Below are 2,566 nucleotides of genomic sequence, written 5' to 3' on the forward strand. Positions count from 1 at the left end.
CAGTTTCGGCGGTCCGGGGGGAGCGAGGAAGCGGCTGCGGCTGGCGGAGCCGGGGAACTGCCTGCCGGACCGATGGAATCTTTAACCCGGGAGACGGGCAAAGCGGACGAGGATTATGCGGATGTCAGCGGCCAGCTCCATGTCAAGCGGGCGCTCATGATCAGCGCGGCCGGCATGCACAACTTCATCCTTATCGGTCCTCCGGGAACCGGTAAGACGATGCTGGCCAAAAGACTCCCCACCATTATGCCGCCCATGAGCGATCCGGAATCGCTGGACGTCACGAAAATTTACAGTGCTTCGGGAAAATTCGCCGACCGGCGGCAGCTCATCCGCGAGCGGCCGTTTCGGATGCCCCACCATACGATTTCCGCCGGAGGGCTGGTGGGGGGCGGAGGCATTCCCAAGCCTGGAGAAGTAAGCTTGGCGCATCGCGGCGTGCTTTTTCTGGACGAGCTTCCCGAGTTTTCCCGGGCCGCCTTGGAAGTGCTGCGCCAGCCGATGGAGGACCGGTTTGTAACTATAGGCCGCGCGCGGGCCGTTTACCGGTTTCCGGCGCATTTTCTGCTCGCGGCCTCGATGAATCCGTGTCCGTGCGGGTATTGGGGCGCGGCGAGCGATCAACAAGGCTGCGTATGCAGCCCGCTTAAAATATCGCATTATCGCGCGAAAATTTCCGGACCGCTTTTGGACCGGATCGATCTGCACGTCGAAGTGCCGAGAATCGAGTACAAGGACTTAAGCGGCACACAGCAGCCTTTGTCGTCTGCCGACATGCGCGCCGCCGTAGAGCGGGCCCACGAAATCCAAAAGCGCCGATACGCTGAGGCGGGCATCATGTTTAACAGTGAGCTGAACGGCAAAAAGCTGCGGGAGCATGTTAAGCTGGACCCTCCCTCCGCGCAGCTGCTGGAGCGGTCGTTTGCAGCGCTCGGTTTGAGCGTGCGCGCGCATGACCGGATTCTGAAAATCGCGCGCACGATCGCCGATCTCGAGGGGCAGTTCGAGATCCGGGCGGATCATGTCGCCGAGGCGCTGCAGTATCGGGTGCTGGATAAAAAAATAAATCCGCATACGCTTTTCGGTTAAAAAGCGTTGCGGATATGCTCAAGCTCCCGGACGGCGCCCGTCGGGTCCGTCTGGATCGAGATCACGTCGAAACGGACCTGCTTGTCCTGGAGCCGCTGCATATGCATGTATACTTGAGCGGTCTCCAACACCTGCCGCTGCTTGCGCGCATTGACCGACTCCTGAGGCGTGCCGAAGGTCCCGCCTATACTGCGGGTCCGTACCTCGATAAAAACCAATACTCCGTTATCCTCGGCAATCAAGTCGATTTCGCCGGTCCGGCAGCGCCAGTTTCGGGCCCGAAGCTTAAATCCTTGCCCCTGCAGATGGTCGGCCGCCGCCGCTTCACCGAGAGCTCCGAGCTCCTTGCGGCTGAGCCGGGTTTCCTTCATCGGCCTTCGTTCCTCCATTCTTTGGCTCGTTGATCCGAACGGTAAATATAACTAAGCACCTCGGCGACCAATTTGTATAGCTCCGGCGGTATCTCTTGATCCAAATCAAGCTTGGACAACACTTCGACAAGGGATGCGTCTTCCTGAATCGGAACACCGCTCTCCTTGGCTTTCTCCATAATTTGTTCGGCGATTTTGCCCTTCCCTTTGGCAATAACCTTCGGGGCATCCGACATTTCGGGGGCATATTTTAGGGCCACCGCCTTTTTTAACCCGACTGGTTTCTCCTTCATATCCGAATGTCCATTCCCTTATACGGTTTTTGCGAGTACGCGTTTGGCAGCCGGCCCGATCCGGGATTGTTGGAATGCTCGCTGAATGCCGTAACGGCTTCACGGACATCCGGGGCGGCCTTCGTTGGATACGGACTGTATTTCATCGATATAAATTGATACCCGATAGACGCGAGTCCGGCCGCAATCTCCTCTTTATGCGCTTCCAGCAGCCCCTGTGTGAACGGCGAATCGTTATGAACATGCAGGCTGACAATGCCGTTCACGACCTGTACATCGACCATGGTGTCTCCGAGCATTTTCATGCGCAGATCGAATACAAGCCGGCAGTTGCTGGCGTCCAGACTGCCGTTTTTGCCTTTGCGCGATTGAATATGGACCGCAGCCGTCTGTTCGCCGCCCGCATGCATAATCGGCACGAACAGAGTAAGATGCGAAAGCATGGCATTCCGATCGGCGCTTAACATGAGCTGCTGTCCGGTGATTTGCTGCACTGCCTGCTGAGCCGCATCCTTCAAGCCTTGCGGCGCATCGGAAGCCTGTGAAAGCTGCATCAGCAAACTTTTGAGCGTGTCCGCCGATTTGGCAAAGTCGGCTTGCGCACCGGCTGAGGCGTGCGACAATCCCGACTGCGGAGCATCCGGCATGGTCCGCTCCAGCAGCTTCATTGCCTGATGCTCATGTTCGATGCCAAGCGTTTTCATCAGGCGCCCGATCAGGTTGCCGCTTTCTTGCGGCGCTTGCCCCGGCTGCGCCGCTGCTTGCGCTCCCGCGCCTGCGCCCGCTCCCGGCTGCGCCGCCGCTTGCGCTCCC

General features: G+C 58.7%; 3 protein-coding genes and 1 pseudogene. 1 reads left to right on the forward strand and 3 read right to left on the reverse strand.

Translation table 11 applies throughout. The features are described 5' to 3' along the window. The coding region (locus tag PEH01S_RS34040; RefSeq protein WP_246063148.1) for a YifB family Mg chelatase-like AAA ATPase at positions 1 to 1,089 on the forward strand (1,089 nt) is incomplete at its 5' end. Here the strand turns inward: PEH01S_RS34040 and PEH01S_RS34045 are convergent. The 3 genes and pseudogenes from PEH01S_RS34045 to PEH01S_RS34970 form a co-directional block, all read right to left on the reverse strand. Next, positions 1,086 to 1,460, reverse strand: a complete 375-nt coding sequence (locus PEH01S_RS34045; RefSeq protein WP_127490437.1) for a YraN family protein — start codon at positions 1,458 to 1,460, stop codon at positions 1,086 to 1,088. The genes PEH01S_RS34040 and PEH01S_RS34045 overlap by 4 nt on opposite strands. After that, entirely contained in the window at positions 1,457 to 1,753 is a 297-nt protein-coding gene (locus PEH01S_RS34050; RefSeq protein WP_025850770.1) for an EscU/YscU/HrcU family type III secretion system export apparatus switch protein, read from the reverse strand. Before PEH01S_RS34050 ends, PEH01S_RS34045 begins: the two co-directional genes overlap by 4 nt. Further along, positions 1,750 to 2,566, reverse strand: a pseudogene (locus tag PEH01S_RS34970) (hypothetical protein); the annotation flags it as partial. The pseudogene PEH01S_RS34970 and the gene PEH01S_RS34050, both read right to left, overlap by 4 nt.

It is taken from the genome of Paenibacillus ehimensis NBRC 15659, assembly GCF_004000785.1.
Taxonomy (GTDB): Bacteria; Bacillota; Bacilli; order Paenibacillales; family NBRC-103111; genus Paenibacillus_G; species Paenibacillus_G ehimensis.